The sequence below is a fragment of the Saccharopolyspora karakumensis genome (genome assembly GCF_004349225.1).
GTDB lineage: Bacteria > Actinomycetota > Actinomycetes > Mycobacteriales > Pseudonocardiaceae > Saccharopolyspora > Saccharopolyspora endophytica.
This window is the reverse complement of the sequence record NZ_SMLA01000011.1, coordinates 26,570-43,043: the sequence shown is the minus strand read 5'-3', so window position 1 is coordinate 43,043 and position 16,474 is coordinate 26,570. Positions and strand designations below refer to the sequence as shown.

The window sequence follows — 16,474 nt, the reverse complement described above, 5'->3', positions numbered from 1 at the left end:
TCAGCGCAGGAAGGAGCCGTTGCCGGAGTCGTCGTCGAAGTCGTCGGGCCTGCGGCGGCCGGGCGACTGCCGGCGTTGCGGCGGCTGGTAGTCGTCCTCGTCGGCCGGGCGGATCTCGTTCGGCCGGGTGCCGCGCGGCGGCTCCTCCTCGGGCGGGGGCTCCGGGAAGTGCTTGCGGGCCTGGTCGAGCACGTGCTGGGCGGCCGAGTCGGCGAGCCCGACGGTGCCCTCGACGGCCTCCTGCATCTGGTCGGGGATCTTGGCCTGCGCCTGCTGCACCAGTCGCATGATCTCCGCGCCGAGCCTGGGCATCGGCCGGTTGTTGGCGTTGTCGGCGAGCTGCAGGTCCTGCAGCATCCCGGTGGACGCCACGGTCACCCGAATCGCGCCATCGCGGGAGGATTCGGTCACCGAGATCTGCTCGACCTGCTGCTGCAGGCGGTTGAACTTCTCGGCCTTCTGCGCCGCCCGGTCCTGCCACTCGCGAACCATCCGCTCGGCGGCACCGATGTCCCTGCCGAAATCCTCCGCCACGACACTCCCCGTCGATCAACTCTCCAGCGGCTGAGCACGTTATCAACCGATCGTGCACCGGCAGGGCCGATCGGATTTTTCCCACCGAGGCGATAATCACGACCGCCCACCAGGCACCGCTGCGCGGACCGAGCGGCGCTCCAGGTACTAAGGTCTGGACCGTGACGGTGGGATGGTTCGCTGGGCTGGTTCACCCGGACAGCAGGCAGCTGACCGAGGCCCTCAGGTCCGCCGTCCGGGACGGGTCGCTGGCGGCCGGCAGCCGGGTGCCCTCGACGCGGTCGCTCGCCCAGGAGCTCGGGATCGCGCGCGGCACCGTCACCCGCGCCTACGACCAGCTCGTCGCCGAGGGGTTCCTGGTGGCGCGGCAGGGCGCTCCCACGGTCGTCGCCGAACTGCTCGCGACCCCCGCGCAGCCCGACGCGCCCGAACCCGCGCCACCGGACGTGGCGCGCTGGGACTTCCGCTCGGGTCGGCCGAACCTGAGCTCCTTCCCGCGCCGGGACTGGCTGGCGGCCAGCCGCCGCGCGCTGCGCGACGTGCCCACCGACGACCTCGACTACGGCGATCCGCAGGGGCATCCGCGGCTGCGCGAGGCGCTCGCCGGCTACCTCGCGCGCGAGCGGGCGGTGGCCACCACACCGGCCAACATCATCGTCTGCAACGGCTACACGCAGGCGTTGTCGCTGCTCAGCAATGCCCTTGCCGATCAGGGCGAGTCCTCCGTCGACTTCGAGGACCCGTCGGCACCGCACCTGTGGGACATCCCCGCCGGGTTCGGGATGGCGGTGCACGGCATCCCGGTCGACGACGAGGGCCTCGACGTGTCGCTGCTGCGCAGCCGAGCGGTGGTGGTCACCCCGGCCCACCAGTTCCCGCTCGGCGTCAGCATGAGCTCCGCGCGTCGGGCGGAGCTGGCCCGACGCGCCAAGGACGAGGACCTGCTGGTCATCGACGACGACTACGACGGCGAGTTCCGCTTCGACCGGCAGCCGATGGGCTCGCTGCAGGGGATGGCGCCGGACAACGTCGTCTACGCCGGGACGGCGAGCAAGACCCTGGCGCCCGCGCTGCGTTTGGCCTGGTTGGCACTGCCGTCGCGGCTGGTGGGGCCGGTTCGGGAGCTCAAGCGGCACAGCGGATTGCACGCTCCGCTGTTCGAACAGCTGGCCATGGCGGAGTTGATCTTGTCGGGGGCCTACGATCAGCACGTCCGCCGATCGCGCGCCACCTACCGGCAGCGCCGCGAGCAGCTCGGTGAAGCGCTGCGCGGGATGCGTGCGAACCACCGGCCTCACCCGGCCGGGATCTCGGCGGGACTGCACGTGACCTTGCAGCTGGATCCGGAAGGACCCACGGAACTCGAAGTCCTCGACAGGGCGCGGCGGCGGTCGGTGGAGCTCCAGGTGCTGGGGCCGCACTGGCTCAGCCCCGGATCGCACCCACCCGGCGTGATCGTCGGGTACGCGGCGCCCTCCGACCGCGCGTTCCGTCCCGCACTGCAAGCCCTGGTCACCGTCCTCGAACGGTGACCCGATCAGGCGACACTGCGCGTCGTCGGCGTGTCCACTGCAACAGCTGGGGAACACCTGTTCTATTCTGGTGTCCCCTCCCGCGATAAACAGGAGCACAGAGTTGACCGAAGAGCAGACCACTCCGGCCGAGACCACCGGCGCGGACAGCACGGCGCCCTCCGCTGTCGCGACCGAGGCCCCCTCGTCCGAAACCCCGGCTCCGGCGGCCACCGAGACCTCCGAGGCTCCGGCTGAGGCGCCCAAGAAGCGCCAGACCCGCAAGAGCACCGCGAAGAAGACCCGCACCGTCGAGCTCACCCTCACCGTCACCGGCACCGCCGACGGCGAGTGGCAGGCCGACCTGCTGCACCAGGGCAAGCGCGTCGTGCAGGCCCTACCGGTCGCGGCCGCCGCGGTGTCCAAGGCCGCCGCCGAGCTCAACCCGGAGATCTCCGAGACAATCGAGGGCGTCATCAACGAAGCCCGCCAGCAGCACGAGGCCAAGCTCGCCGAGCTCGAAGCCGAGGTCGAGCGAGTCCGCAAGGCCCTCGCCGAGCTCGAAGGCTGACCCGAGGACTCCCGGGGCGCCGTGGTCCCCTCCCAGGCATGGCCCCCTGGACATGAAAAAGCCCCTGCCCAGCAGGGGCTTTTTCATGCTCGAAAGTCAACGAAATGATCAACAGCGGTTCCGCATGACCATGGATCTGCACTAACTTCCGTCGCATGAGTCCAGCCCCCGCTGAACAGACGCTCCCCATGCCCAAGATCGAGGCGGAAGCCCTCGCCGACCACTACGACGCGCAGTCCTCGCCCGCGGACACCACCGCGGACGAACCCCAGCGCTAGTAATAGCGCGCAACAACAGCCACGACGAACATAGGTTGAAGCGAAGAAAGCGCCCCCTGCCCGGAGGAGTCGGGCAGGGGGCGCCTGGTTACTTCGGACTTCAGCGGTAGTCGCGGCCGAAGTCGTAGTCGTCCAGCGGGACGGCCGCACCGGTGCCGGCGCCGAACACATCCGGGGTGTAGTAGCTGTCGTCGTAGGACGGGATCGCGTAAGCCGCGGCCCGTGCCTCCTCGGTCGGCTGCACCTGGATGTTGCGGTACCGGTTGATGCCCGTACCGGCCGGGATCAACTTACCGATGATCACGTTCTCCTTCAGGCCGACCAGCTTGTCACTCGCGCCCTCGATAGCGGCGTTGGTGAGGATGCGGGTCGTCTCCTGGAAGGACGCCGCCGACAGCCACGACTCGGTGGCCAGCGACGCCTTGGTGATGCCCATCAGCACCGGACGGCCGGAAGCCGGGTCCCCGCCTTCGGCGACGACGCGGCGGTTCTCCGCCTCGAACTGCGAGCGCTCGACCGGCGAACCGGGCAGGAACTCGGTGGCACCCGAGTCGATGATGATGACCCGGCGCAGCATCTGGCGGACGATGACCTCGACGTGCTTGTCGTGGATGCCCACACCCTGCGACCGGTACACCTCCTGCACCTCGTTCACCAGGTGCAGCTGGGCCTCGCGCGGGCCCATCACGCGCAGCACCTCGTGCGGGTCGACCGCACCTTCGAGCAGCTGCTGACCGACCTCGACGTGGTCGCCGTCGGAGATCTGCCGCTCGGTGCCGTCCACCGAGATCGCCGCGAGCCGCTGACGCTTGGACAGCTTGTCGTAGACGATCTCCTCGCCGCCGTCGTCCGGAATGATCGTGATCTTCCAGTAGCGGTCGTTGTCCTCCAGCCGGATGCGGCCGGAGGTGTCGGCGATCGGGGCCTTGCCCTTCGGGACGCGGGCCTCGAACAGCTCCTGCACACGCGGCAGACCGGTGGTGATGTCGTCACCGGCGACACCGCCCTGGTGGAAGGTGCGCATCGTCAGCTGCGTGCCGGGCTCACCGATGGACTGGGCGGCGACGATGCCGACGGCCTCGCCGACGTCGACCAGCTTGCCGGTGGCCATCGAACGGCCGTAGCAGACCGAGCAGACGCCGACCGCGGACTCACAGGTCAGGACGCTGCGGACCTTGACCTTCGTGATCTTCGCCGCGACCAGCTTCTCGATCGCCGGGTCGCCCAGGTCGGACCCGCGAGCCAGCACGATGTTGCCGTCGGCGTCGGTGACGTCCTCGGCGGTCGTGCGGGCGTAGACGCTGGTCTCGACGTGCTGGTCGCGCAGCAGCTTGCCGTCCGGCAACAGCTCCGCGATCGGCATCTTGACGCCGCGCTCGGTGCTGCAGTCGGTCTCGCGGACGATGACGTCCTGCGAGACGTCGACCAGACGACGGGTCAGGTAACCCGAGTCGGCCGTACGCAGCGCCGTGTCGGCCAGACCCTTACGAGCACCGTGGTTGGAGATGAAGTACTCCAGCACGGACAGGCCCTCGCGGAAGTTCGCCTTGATCGGGCGCGGGATGTACTCACCCTTGGGGTTCGACACCAGACCACGCATACCGGCCAGCTGAACGACCTGGGTCATGTTACCGGCCGCCCCGGACTTCACGATCGTGCTGATCGAGTTGTCCTCGGGGAAGTTGGTCTCCATGGCCTCGGCGACCTCGTCCTTGGCCGCGGTCCAGACCTTGACCAGCTCCGCGTTGCGCTCCTGGTAGGAGAGCGCACCGCGGCGGTACCGCTTCTCGACCTGGTCGGCCTTGGCCTCGTAGCCGTCGAGGATCTCGGTCTTGTTCGGCGGCACGACCACGTCGGTGATCGACACGGTCACACCGGAACGGGTGGCCCAGTGGAAACCGGCGTCCTTCAGCTTGTCCAGCGTCTGGGCGACGGTGACCATCGGGTACCGCTCGGCGAGGTCGTTGACGATCGCGGCCTGCTTCTTCTTCGGCAGCAGGTCGTCGACGAACGGGTAGTCCTCGGGCAGCAGCTCGTTGAACCAGACCCGGCCCAGCGTGGTCTCGGCGATCCACGGCTGACCCGGCTCCCAGCCCTCCGGCATCTGCTGCGCGTTCGGGACCAGGTCCCGCAGGCGGATCTTGACCTTGGCCTGCAGGTCCAGCACGCCGCGGTCGAAGGACATGATCGCCTCGCCGACCGACGAGAACGCCAGACCTTCGCCCTTGGCCCCCTCGACCAGGCGGGTCAGGTGGTACAGGCCCGTGACCATGTCCAGACGCGGCATCGCCAGCGGCCGACCGGAGGCCGGCGACAGGATGTTGTTGCTGGACAGCATCAGGACTCGGGCCTCGGCCTGCGCCTCGGCCGACAGCGGCAGGTGGACCGCCATCTGGTCACCGTCGAAGTCCGCGTTGAACGCCTCGCAGACCAGCGGGTGCAGCTGGATGGCCTTGCCCTCCACCAGCTGCGGCTCGAACGCCTGGATGCCCAGGCGGTGCAGCGTGGGAGCACGGTTGAGCAGCACGGGGTGCTCGGCGATGACCTCCTCCAGCACGTCCCACACCTGCGGGCGCTGGCGCTCCACCATCCGCTTGGCGGACTTGATGTTCTGCGCGTGGTTGAGGTCGACCAGCCGCTTCATGACGAAGGGCTTGAACAGCTCGACGGCCATTTCCTTCGGCAGACCGCACTGGTGCAGCTTCAGCTGCGGGCCGACGACGATGACCGAACGGCCCGAGTAGTCGACTCGCTTGCCCAGCAGGTTCTGGCGGAAACGACCCTGCTTGCCCTTGAGCAGGTCGGACAGCGACTTCAGCGGCCGGTTGCCCGGGCCGGTGACCGGACGCCCGCGACGGCCGTTGTCGAACAGCGCGTCCACGGACTCCTGCAGCATCCGCTTCTCGTTGTTGACGATGATCTCGGGCGCGCCGAGGTCGATCAGTCGCTTGAGGCGGTTGTTGCGGTTGATCACGCGGCGGTACAGGTCGTTGAGGTCGGAGGTCGCGAAGCGACCACCGTCGAGCTGCACCATCGGACGCAAGTCCGGCGGGATGACCGGCACGCAGTTGAGCACCATGCCGCTCGGGTCGTTGCCGGTGGCCTGGAAGGCCGCCACGACCTTGAGCCGCTTGAGGGCGCGCAGCTTCTTCTGGCCCTTGCCGCTGCGGATGGTCTCGCGCAGCGACTCGGCCTCGGCGCCGATGTCGAAGTTCGACAGCAGGGTCTGGATCGCCTCCGCGCCCATGCCACCGGTGAAGTACTCGCCGTACCGGTCGTAGAGCTCGCGGTAGAGGACCTCGTCGGCGATGAGCTGACGGGGCTCCAGCTTGGTGAAGGTGTCCCAGATCTCGTCGAGCTTGTCGAGCTCGCGCTGCGCGCGGTCGCGCAGCTGCTTCATCTCGCGCTCGGCGCCTTCCTTGACCTTGCGGCGCTGGTCGCTCTTGGCGCCCTCGGCCTCGAGCGCGGCCAGGTCGGTCTCGAGCTTCTGGGCCCGGGCCTCCAGGTCGGCGTCGCGCTGGTCAGCGGTCCGCTTGCGCTCGACGCTGATCTCGCTCTCGAGCGTCGACAGGTCGTTGTGCCGCAGCTCGGTGTTCACACCGGTGATCACGTAGGCCGCGAAGTAGATGATCTTCTCGAGATCCTTCGGGGCCAGGTCGAGCAGGTAGCCCAGCCGCGACGGAACGCCCTTGAAGTACCAGATGTGCGTAACCGCGGCGGCCAGCTCGATGTGGCCCATCCGCTCACGACGCACCTTGGCGCGGGTGACCTCGACGCCGCAGCGCTCGCAGATGATGCCCTTGAAGCGGACCCGCTTGTACTTACCGCAGTAGCACTCCCAGTCCCGGGTCGGACCGAAGATCTTCTCGCAGAAGAGCCCGTCCTTCTCCGGCTTCAGGGTTCGGTAGTTGATGGTCTCGGGCTTCTTGACCTCGCCGTACGACCACTGGCGGATGTCGTCGGCCGTGGCGAGGCCGATGCGGAGTTCATCGAAGAAGTTGACGTCAAGCACGTCGGGTCTTCTCCCTTGGTCGAATGGTGCCTCTCCCGGTGCCACCGGGTGAAGCAAGTGCCAGGTTGGGTCGGTTCGCCGGCCCGCGGGACTAGGCCCGCGGGCCGGCGGCGAGGGTCAGTGCGCGATGTCGTCGACCGACGGGTTCTCGTTGCGGGACAGGTTGATGCCGAGGTTGGCAGCGGCACGCTCCAGGTCCTCGTCCTCGGTGTCGCGCATCTCGATCGCGGCACCGTCGCTGGAGAGCACCTCGACGTTCAGGCACAGCGACTGAAGCTCCTTCAGCAGCACCTTGAACGACTCCGGAATACCCGGCTCGGGGATGTTCTCGCCCTTGACGATCGCTTCGTAGACCTTGACGCGGCCCACCACGTCATCGGACTTGATCGTCAGCAGTTCCTGCAGCGTGTACGCGGCACCGTAGGCCTGCATGGCCCAGCACTCCATCTCACCGAAGCGCTGACCACCGAACTGCGCCTTACCACCCAGCGGCTGCTGGGTGATCATCGAGTACGGGCCGGTGGAACGGGCGTGGATCTTGTCGTCCACCAGGTGCGACAGCTTGAGGATGTACATGTAGCCGACCGCGGTCGGGTACGGGTACGGCTCACCGCTGCGGCCGTCGAACAGCTGCGCCTTGCCGTCTCCGCCGACCATCCGGTCGCCGTCGCGGTTCGGCTTGGTCGAGCCGAGCAGACCGGTGATCTCCTCCTCCCGCACACCGTCGAAGACGGGGCTGGCGGTGTTGGTACCGGGCTCGACGTCGAGCAGCTCCTCCGGCAGGCGCTTGGCCCACTCGGCGTCGGGGTCGATCGTCCAACCGCGCGAGGCGATCCAGCCGAGGTGCGTCTCCAGCACCTGGCCGATGTTCATCCGTCGCGGAACACCGTGGGTGTTCAGGATGATGTCGACCGGGGTGCCGTCGGACAGGAACGGCATGTCCTCGGCGGGCAGGATCTTGCCGATGACGCCCTTGTTGCCGTGGCGGCCGGCGAGCTTGTCGCCGTCCTGGATCTTGCGCTTCTGGGCGACGTAGACCCGCACCAGCTGGTTGACGCCCGGGGGCAGCTCGTCGTCGTCCTCGCGGTTGAACACGCGGACGCCGATGACCTTGCCGGTCTCGCCGTGCGGCACCTTCAGGGAGGTGTCGCGGACCTCGCGGGCCTTCTCGCCGAAGATGGCGCGCAGCAGCCGCTCCTCCGGGGTCAGCTCGGTCTCGCCCTTCGGGGTGACCTTGCCGACCAGGATGTCGCCGCCCTGGACCTCGGCACCGATGCGGATGATGCCGCGCTCGTCGAGGTCGGCCAGCACGTCGTCGGAGACGTTCGGGATGTCCCGGGTGATCTCCTCGGCACCGAGCTTGGTGTCGCGAGCGTCGACCTCGTGCTCCTCGATGTGGATCGAGGTGAGCACGTCGTCCTGCACCAGGCGCTGGCTCAGGATGATCGCGTCCTCGTAGTTGTGCCCCTCCCACGGCATGATCGCCACGAGCAGGTTCTTGCCCAGGGCCATCTCGCCGTTCTCGGTGCACGGTCCGTCCGCGATGACCTGCCCGGCCTCGATCCGGTCGCCCTCGTTGACGATCGGCTTCTGGTTGATGCAGGTGCCGTGGTTGGACCGGGAGAACTTCTCCATCCGGTACGAGCGGCGGGTGCCGTCGTCGGCCATGATCGTGACGAAGTCGGCGGTCAGCTCCTCGACCACACCGGCCTTGTCGGCGGTGATCACGTCACCGGCGTCGACCGCGGCGCGCAGCTCCATGCCGGTGCCGACCAGCGGGGACTCGCTGCGCAGCAGCGGCACCGCCTGACGCTGCATGTTCGCACCCATCAGGGCGCGGTTGGCGTCGTCGTGCTCCAGGAACGGAATCATCGCGGTCGCGGCGGAGACCATCTGCCGCGGCGAGACGTCCATGTAGTCGATCTCGGTGGGGGCGAGCAGCTCGACCTCACCGCCCTTGCGTCGACCCAGGACGCGATCGTCGACGAAGTTGCCGTCGTCGTCGATCACCGCGTTGGCCTGCGCCTTGACGTAGCGGTCCTCTTCGTCGGCCGTCAGGTAGTCGATCTGGTCGGTGACCCGGCCGTCGACGACCTTGCGGTACGGCGTCTCGATGAAGCCGAACGGGTTGACCCGCGCGAACGTGGCCAGCGAGCCGATCAGACCGATGTTCGGGCCTTCCGGCGTCTCGATCGGACACATGCGGCCGTAGTGCGAGGGGTGCACGTCTCGGACTTCCATGCCCGCGCGCTCACGGGACAGACCGCCCGGACCGAGCGCGGAGAGACGACGCTTGTGCGTCAGGCCCGCGATCGGGTTGGTCTGGTCCATGAACTGCGAGAGCTGGGAGGTGCCGAAGAACTCCCGGATCGCCGCCGTGATCGGGCGGATGTTGATCAGGGTCTGCGGCGTGATCGCCTCGACGTCCTGGGTGGTCATCCGCTCGCGGACGACCCGCTCCATGCGCGACAGGCCGACGCGGACCTGGTTCTGGATCAGTTCGCCGACGGTGCGCAGGCGGCGGTTGCCGAAGTGGTCGATGTCGTCGACCTCGACCGGGATGTTGTCGCCGGCGTCCTCACCGCGAGCGGGCATCTCGACCTCGCCTGCGTGCAGGCGGACCAGGTACTCGATCGTGGTGACGATGTCCTCTTCGGTCAGCACGCCGGTCTCGTAGGACTGCGAGAGACCGATTTTCTTGTTGACCTTGTAGCGGCCGACGCGAGCCAGGTCGTAGCGCTTCTCCTTGAAGAACAGGTTCTCCAGGAGCGTCTGCGCGCTCTCCTTGGTCGGCGGCTCGCCCGGGCGCAGCTTGCGGTAGATGTCCAGCAGCGCCTCGTCGGTGCCGCCGGTGTGGTCCTTCTCCAGGGTCGCCATCAGCGTCTCGGAGAAGCCGAAGCGCTCGCGGATGGCCTCGGTGGACCAGCCCAGCGCCTTGAGCAGCACGGTGACCGGCTGACGGCGCTTGCGGTCGATGCGGACACCGACGGTGTCGCGCTTGTCGACGTCGAACTCGAGCCACGCACCGCGGCTCGGGATGATCTTGACGCTGAAGACGTCCTTGTCAGTGGTCTTGTCGACCGACTGGTCGAAGTAGACACCGGGGGAACGCACGAGCTGGGAGACCACGACCCGCTCGGTTCCGTTGATGATGAAGGTGCCCTTGTCGGTCATCATCGGGAAGTCACCCATGAACACCGTCTGGCTCTTGATCTCGCCAGTCGAGTGGTTGGTGAATTCAGCGGTGACGAACAGGGGCGCCGCGTAGGTCATGTCCTTGTCCGTGCACTCCCCGACGGAGGCCTTGACCTCGTCGAAGCGCGGATCGGAGAAAGACAGCGACATCGATCCGGAGAAGTCCTCGATCGGGGAGATCTCGCTGAGGACCTCCTCAAGACCACCAACCGGATTGTCCTCGCCGGCGTCGACCCGGCGCTGGAACCAGGCCTCGTTACCGACAAGCCATTCGAAGGACTGGATCTGCAGGTCTAGCAGGTTCGGCACGTTCAGCGGTTCGCGGATGTTCGCGAACGAGACCCGCTTGGGTGCCCCAGGGATCCCCGACGTGTAGTTGGAAGCTGCAGAGACCTTGGTCGCGCGGGAGACTGCCAAGATGCGTCCTTCCGGGACTCTGAACTGGCTACAGCCATGCTCACGGCGAAAAGCGCGCGTCAGGCAAGCGCGCAGATCACTAGCACAGCTGTCAAGGGTGCAATGGCGCCGACCATCCTACGGTCCAGTGCGGGCAGACCTATAGGAGGGCAGCGCAAAGTAGCAGTCTAGCCGGAAGGACGCCAGCTGTCGAGGGGGCCCACCGATGGCGGCCCAGCCCCGCGTTGAGGACCAGAGTGAACCCGCGCGCGCTTTCAGTCAAGAGATCACCGATCGATCACTCTCGTGGCGGAAAACACGATCACCTCGCGTGACCGCTGAGGGACCCTTTTAACCTGGTCAGGCCCTTTTGATCAGCACATGAGGCAGTTCCTTCACGCCCTCGGCGAACCCCCTCCGATCGGCTCTTGACAACCCTTCAGAAACCCCTTCCGGACCACAGAGGAGGGACCCGGAACACACCTCCGGCCCGCCCTCGGTCGCCGCGAGACCGCCCGGGACCACCTCGACGCGGGCGACCTCCACCTGAAAGTGGTCATTCTCGGTCCGCGCGCCCCTTCCGCGACGCACGCCACACAATTCCCACGGGCACCACGAGCCCCATTTCGCACGGGCCCCGAGTGGATTCACCTCCAGAACTCGTGCGCGAATTTCAGAGGGCCCGCTTGTGCGATCTTGAAAGGATTGGCCCAGACCATTTCGCGGGACCACCCGAGACCACTCGCGGGATCGGAAATCTGGAAACGCCCGTTCATGAATAACTACGGTGAGTGGCGGCATGCGGCGTGACCTGGACAGCCGCCACCCGAACGTCGTAACGCTCCGAGGCTCCACATCAACTCCGGGCGACCGTCAGCGTGCCTTGACCACATCGAGACCCCAAGATGCCGCAAACCTTCCCCTATGGGGCTGATGCCGTCGCGCAGAGCTAGTAGTTTCACCAACCGAAGCTCAGCAATTGCATCCAACGGGGGGACGCGTCACCTCTGTGGCGATCCCACCTAGTAACACATGGGCTACTCGACAAATACCTCCGCCGGTAACGTGAGATGACCACCGGCTTCCCCGACCGGTGCCCGGCAGGCCACAGGAGAAACGACCGATGACAGACGATGCAAGCCGCGCGAGCGAGCGGTTCCGCGGGCTGCAGCGTTGGACCGGAGGCAAGGACCAGAGCGGCCCTCAACCCCCTCAATCCAGTTGGTTCGCGCCGGAGGACGACGGCGACGCCACCGCGGACAGCCCCGACGCACGACCCGGCGGCCCGCACACCGGCACCAACCCCGGCGCCGGCACCAACCCCGGTTTCGGGACCAATCCCGGCTTCGGCGGCGGACCCGGTGGCGGCGGCCCGGCCACCGGAGGGCACAGCGCGGTCGGCGCCAGGCCCGGGGGCACCGAGCGTCGCAGCGCCGAGCAGCGCTACGCGGACGCGATCGCGGCGATGAACCAGATCGTCACCACGCTCGACTTCAGCAACCTGCAGTGGGTCACCGAGGTCTTCCGCACCACCGCGGGCGTGCTGCGCGAGGACGACCCCGCCCGAGCCGGCGTGCTCAACAACCTCGGCAGCGCCGTCCAGCTGACCTACGTGCGCAGCCGCGAGCTCGCCGACCTCGAAGACGCCATCGGCTACTACCGCGCGGCGACGAACTCCGCGCACTCCGGCGACCGGGACCGCATCCTCTACTACTGCAACCTCGCGCTGGCCCTGACCGACCTCGCGGGCAAGACCGGTCAGGCCCAGTTCGCGGCCGACAGCGCGCAGGTCGCGCGCGAAGCCGTCGAGAAGACGCCCAAGCGCGACCAGCGGCGCCCCATGGTGCTGCTGCGGCTGGCCAACGCGTTGAAGCTGCACGCCCAGCTCGCGGACTCGGCGGAATCCGACGAGGAATCCATCTCGGTGTTCCGGGAAGCCGCGCGGATCTCCCCGGCCAGCGACGCCACCACCTCCGAGCTGCTGATCAACCTCGGGGCCGCGCTGATGCGCCGCTACCAGCGCAACGGCGACCAGGACGACCTCGACGAGGCGATCAAGCACCTGTCAGCCGGATCGGGAGCACTGCCCGACGGCACAGCCCGCCGCGGCGGGCTGTGCCGGTACGCCGAGGCACTGCGGCTGCGGTTCCAGCGCAACGGCGATCTCACCGACCTCAACTCCGCGATCAACGAGCTGATCGGTGTCCTCGGCGTGCTCGAAGCCGGGAACCCGCAGCTCGGCCTGGCCGTCTGGCAGCTGTCCGCCGCCACCGCCGAGCACGTCGACGCCACCGGCGAGGCCGGCCAGCTGCGCCGCGTGCTGCGCCCGATCACACCGGCGGTGCGGGCGCTGGCCACCGAGGACACCCACCGGGCGCTGGCGCTGGGCGGCTACGCGATCCTGCTGCGCAGGCACTTCATGCACGGGGGCGAGGCCAAGGCGCTGGACACCGCGGTCACCGCGGGCGAAGCGTCGGTCGAGGCCGCCGCTCCCTCCCAGCGCGCCCGGATGATCACCGCGCTCAACACGAGCCTGCTGGTGCGCTACGAGCACGTCGAGAACCGCGACGACCTGGACCGCGCGGGCGAACTGGCCCGCGAGGCGGCGAAGTCCTCGGACTCCCGGACCCAGCACATCGCGTGGGTGCAGCTGGGCGCGGTGCTGGCGCACCGGTTCCAGCGGGCCGGGCGCGCGCAGGACGTCGAGACCGCGATCGAGCTGTTCGACCAGGCGCTCATCGGCATGCCGGACACCACTCCCGGGCGGGCGGCGGTGTCCATCCAGCTCGGCCGGGCGCTGCAGGCGCTGCACCAGCGCACCGGTCGCCGCCGGTACCACCGCTGGGCGCGCAAGGTGCTCACCGAGGCCGCCACCCAGATCAACGCGCCCGCCGAGCAGCGGCTTCGGGCAGCCGCGCTCGCCGGACGCATCAGCGCTCAGGAGCAGCGCTGGTCGGAGGCGCTGGAGTCGTTCACCACCGCCGTCGAGCTGCTGCCGCTGATGACGCGCGGCAAGCGGGTCGTGGCGTCACCGAGCGCGCAGCAGCGCTGGGCCTCGATCGTGGCCGATGCGGCGGCCAGCGCCATCGAGGCCGGCGAGCCGGACAAGGCCGTGGAGCTCGTCGAGCACGGCAGGTCGGCGATCCTGGCGGACTTCCTGCCCAGCGGCGGCGAGCTCGGCACGCTGCACCGCGAGCACCCGGGCCTCGCCGACGAGATCGTGCGGCTGCGGCGGTTGCTGGACCGCCCGGCCGAGGACCCCGACCTGGGCGACGCCGACGACCGGATGCGGCTGGCCGAGGCCTGGACGGCGCTGATCGACGAGGTCCGCGAGGTCCAGCGGACGCACCTGCGGGTCCGGCCGTTCTCCGAGCTCAGCGGTGTCGGCGGCGACGGATCGGTGGCGATCGTCAACCTCAGCCGGTACCGCTCGGACGTGCTGGTGATCTTCGGCGGCCGGGTGCTGACGGTGCCGATCCCGCACTCCACCCCGGAAAAGGCCGGCGAGCAGGCCCTCGCGCTGCTGACCGCAGCGCAGCAGGACGACCACGCGTCGATGGCCGAGGTGCTGGACTGGACGTGGGTGCGACTGGTGCGCCCGGTGCTGGACCGGATGGGATACCTCAACACCCCGGCGGCCGGTGCGCGCTGGCCCCGGGTCTGGTGGAGCGCTTTCGGCGCTGCGGCCTACCTGCCGCTGCACTCCGCGACGGCGCACGCCGGTGCCTCGGCGCTGGACCGAGTCGTGTCGTCGCACACGCCGACGCTGGGCTGCCTGCTGCGCGCCCGCACCCGGCCGGTGCCGGAGGGCGAAGCGCTGGTGGCGGCCGGATCGGCCGAGCAGGTCTCGCGCGAGCTGCCGCCGCAGAACCAGGTGCTGGCCCAGCACTGGCCGAGCGCGGAGATCATCTCGACCGAGAGCGCCAGCGCCACCGACGTGCTGCGGATGCTGCCGAACTACCCGTGGGTGCACATCTGCGAGCCGAGCTCGCAGTTCCCCGCCCAGCCCGCCGCCGGGATGCTGCTGGACCGCGACGGCCAGCGGCCGCTGGGCCTGGTCGAGCTGGGGCAGGTCGCGCTGGACAAGGCGGAGTTCTGCTACCTGGGTCAGGTCGCGACGGCGGCCGATCACCCGTGCGCGGCTGCGCTGTCGCTGGCCTCGGCGCTGGGGTTCGCCGGGTTCACGCACGTCGTCGGCACCCTGTGGGAGGTCGACGTGAACAGCGCGATCGAGGCGCACGCGGACTTCTACTCGGAGGTGTTCGGGCAGACCGGGTACGGCACCGACGGTGCCGCCTACGCGCTGCACAACGCGGCCCGGGAGCTCCGCAACGCGCGTCCGAACGACCACGCGACCTGGAGCGCCCACATCCACGTCGGGCCCTGACCTGCTGACGCACGAAGCCCCCTCCACCACCGGGGATCCGGTGACGGAGGGGGCTTGTTCGGTGTCTGGACCCGGAGCCGGAAGGCGTGCCAGGTTCCGCCACCCGCACCGCTGCGCCGAACAAGACCTCAGCGCAGCGTGAGCTGGGTGATCTTCCACTTGTCGCCCTGCTTCTCGGCGCTGACCGAGAGCTGAGCGGGGCCGATGTTGGACTCCCCGGTGTTGGCGCGCATCGCGTGCTGGTCGACGAAGACCAGGACCTCGGCCCGGTCGCCTTCCAGGCGCGTCACCGCGCTGTTCTTCACCGTGGTGGTGACGATCAGCTGCTGCTGCGGGGCCTGCTGCTTGACCAGGGCGAACAGCTCGTCGTACTTCTGCACGGCCGGGCCGACCAGGAGGTCCTTGGCGGCGTTCTCGGTCTTGGCCGTGTCGTTGAAGTCGTAGGAGAAGAGCTTCTCGATGCCGTCGCTGACCTGGCCGTTGACCTCGCTGGTCGCGCCCGCCGAGGTCAGCGCCTCGTTCGCGGCGGGGCCGGTGTTGTAGGTCGTGTAGGTCGAGGCGCCGAAGAAGATCGCCAGCGCGAACAGCAGCGCCGTCAGGCCCCACAGCACCCACGGCTTGCCGGGCTCGCCGGACTCCGCGACGTCGGACTTCGAGCTCTCCGGCTCGGCGGCCTCGGCCTCGGACTTCTCCGGCTCGGCGGCCGACGACGGCTCATCGGCCGCAACGGCCTCGCTGACCTGCGATTCCTGCTCGGCGGTCTCGCTCTTGGCGGCCTCCGGCTCGGCGGCTGCGGGTTCGCTCTCGGCGGCCTCCGGCTCGGCGGTCGCAGGTTCCGCGGCCTCGGGCTTCGCGGCCTCCGGCCGCTCGGTCACCGCAGTGCCGTTGACCTGGTCCTCTTCCTCCGTCTTCGCGGTCTCCTCGGAGGAGGCGGGCGAAGTGGGGCGCTTGCGCAGGCCGGCCACCTTCGGCCGACGGGCCGCTGGCTGCCGGTTCGTGCCGGAACGGCGGTTGGTAGGCACTGGCTGTACTCCTCGAATCGCTTTCGGGTCTCGCCGTTCAGCCGACCGGGACGGTGCCCAGTCCGCTGATCTTCCAGACGTCGCCCTCACGCGTGAGTTCTGCCTGGTAGCGATCTTGCTTGGTGGCCGGGGGCTGGCCCTCCACGGTGACCGTGATCTGCACGACCGCGATCATCCGGGCCTTGCCCGCGCTCTCGTCGAGCTCGACGATGCCCGCGTCCAGCACGCGGGCGGTGGTGCTGCTCTTGGCCTGCTGGATCCGGGTGGCGTAGTCCTTGCGACCCTTCCGGACCTCGTCCCGCAGCGGACCGGTGGAGTTGTCCTCCCACCGCTGCAGACCGCGGTCGATGTCCTTGTGGTCCAGGGTGTTGAAGTTGACGATCGCTTCTTGACCCTGCTGCAGCGCCTCATCACGCGTCCCGGCGTAGGCCACCGAGGAGTTGTTGATGGCCAGCACCCACAGCACCCCGAGGACCAGGGCGCACACCAGGCTCACGACGAACAGCACCAGCGACAGCTTGGGCCGCCGGCGAGCGGTGTCGGCTTGAACGGTCACGTGTTGCCTCTC

9 protein-coding genes are annotated in these 16,474 nt (G+C 68.8%); 4 read left to right on the top strand and 5 right to left on the bottom strand.

What is annotated here, in order from left to right; all coding sequences use genetic code 11:
• Complete coding sequence (locus tag E1202_RS10365) at positions 1–534, bottom strand: YbaB/EbfC family nucleoid-associated protein (protein WP_207918548.1); 534 nt, start codon at positions 532–534, stop codon at positions 1–3.
• A gap of 167 nt (positions 535–701) precedes the next feature.
• On the opposite strand from E1202_RS10365, the gene pdxR reads away from it, so the two are divergent.
• From pdxR to E1202_RS32570, 3 genes are all read left to right on the top strand, one after another.
• Positions 702–2,066: a MocR-like pyridoxine biosynthesis transcription factor PdxR gene (gene pdxR, locus E1202_RS10360; RefSeq protein ID WP_235878007.1), complete on the top strand. Its 1,365-nt coding sequence runs from the start codon at positions 702–704 to the stop codon at positions 2,064–2,066.
• A gap of 103 nt (positions 2,067–2,169) precedes the next feature.
• Positions 2,170–2,616 (top strand): DUF6319 family protein, encoded by a 447-nt coding sequence (locus tag E1202_RS10355; protein WP_132682548.1) that lies wholly within the window; start codon positions 2,170–2,172, stop codon positions 2,614–2,616.
• 155 nt (positions 2,617–2,771) lie between these two features.
• Positions 2,772–2,894: a hypothetical protein gene (locus E1202_RS32570; RefSeq protein ID WP_268952312.1), complete on the top strand. Its 123-nt coding sequence runs from the start codon at positions 2,772–2,774 to the stop codon at positions 2,892–2,894.
• Positions 2,895–2,994: 100 nt separating this feature from the next.
• On the opposite strand, the gene E1202_RS10350 is transcribed toward E1202_RS32570, so the two are convergent.
• On the bottom strand, positions 2,995–6,906 hold the full coding sequence (locus tag E1202_RS10350) for a DNA-directed RNA polymerase subunit beta' (protein WP_132682546.1): 3,912 nt from the start codon (positions 6,904–6,906) through the stop codon (positions 2,995–2,997).
• 117 nt (positions 6,907–7,023) lie between these two features.
• Positions 7,024–10,518, bottom strand: a complete 3,495-nt coding sequence (gene rpoB, locus E1202_RS10345) for a DNA-directed RNA polymerase subunit beta (RefSeq protein ID WP_132682544.1) — start codon at positions 10,516–10,518, stop codon at positions 7,024–7,026.
• Positions 10,519–11,620: 1,102 nt separating this feature from the next.
• Between rpoB and E1202_RS32565 the strand changes: the two genes are divergently transcribed.
• Positions 11,621–14,884, top strand: a complete 3,264-nt coding sequence (locus E1202_RS32565; protein ID WP_132682541.1) for a CHAT domain-containing protein — start codon at positions 11,621–11,623, stop codon at positions 14,882–14,884.
• Between the two features lie 128 nt (positions 14,885–15,012).
• On the opposite strand, the gene E1202_RS10330 is transcribed toward E1202_RS32565, so the two are convergent.
• Together E1202_RS10330 and E1202_RS10325 are read right to left on the bottom strand one after the other, a co-directional pair.
• A complete protein-coding gene (locus E1202_RS10330) occupies positions 15,013–15,906 on the bottom strand; it encodes a hypothetical protein (RefSeq protein WP_132682540.1) in 894 nt (297 codons plus the stop codon).
• A 37-nt stretch (positions 15,907–15,943) separates the two neighbouring features.
• Positions 15,944–16,462, bottom strand: coding sequence for a nuclear transport factor 2 family protein (locus E1202_RS10325; protein ID WP_235878005.1), 519 nt, complete (start codon positions 16,460–16,462; stop codon positions 15,944–15,946).
• Between the last annotated feature and the right edge of the window lie 12 nt (positions 16,463–16,474).

Bases quoted from the DNA above. Each gene is read 5' to 3' on its own strand.
- E1202_RS32570 (WP_268952312.1), top strand. From the start codon at position 2,772: ATGAGTCCAGCCCCCGCTGAACAGACGCTCCCCATGCCCAAGATCGAG.
- E1202_RS32565 (WP_132682541.1), top strand. From the start codon at position 11,621: ATGACAGACGATGCAAGCCGCGCGAGCGAGCGGTTCCGCGGGCTGCAG.